This window comes from Microseira wollei NIES-4236, assembly GCF_020521235.1.
Lineage (GTDB): Bacteria > Cyanobacteriota > Cyanobacteriia > Cyanobacteriales > Aerosakkonemataceae > Microseira > Microseira wollei.
In genome coordinates, this window is sequence record NZ_BLAY01000740.1 from 1 (window position 1) to 255 (window position 255).

Annotated in this window: 1 protein-coding gene; it reads right to left on the minus strand. The window is 45.1% G+C overall.

Annotated elements, in window-relative coordinates; all coding sequences use genetic code 11:
- A partial coding sequence (locus tag MiSe_RS50400; RefSeq protein ID WP_226595140.1) for a hypothetical protein occupies nucleotides 1–241 on the minus strand: 241 nt, incomplete at its 3' end.
- Nucleotides 242–255 lie beyond the last annotated feature (14 nt).

The following is a 255-nucleotide window of genomic DNA, read 5'->3' on the forward strand; positions in this document are numbered from 1 at the left end:
GCCATAAATCTTGTGGGTTAGGCATCCTGCCTGCCAAAGAGATTCTTTTTTGCACCAGTCTAATAGACCTCTGCCATAAATCTTGTGGGTTAGGCATCCTGCCTGCCAAAGAGATTCTTTTTTGCACAAGTCTAATAGACCTCTGCCATAAATCTTGTGGGTTAGGCATCCTGCCTGCCAAAGAGATTCTTTTTTGCACCAGTCTAATAGACCTCTGCCATAAATCTTGTGGGTTAGGCATCCTGCAGGCCAAAG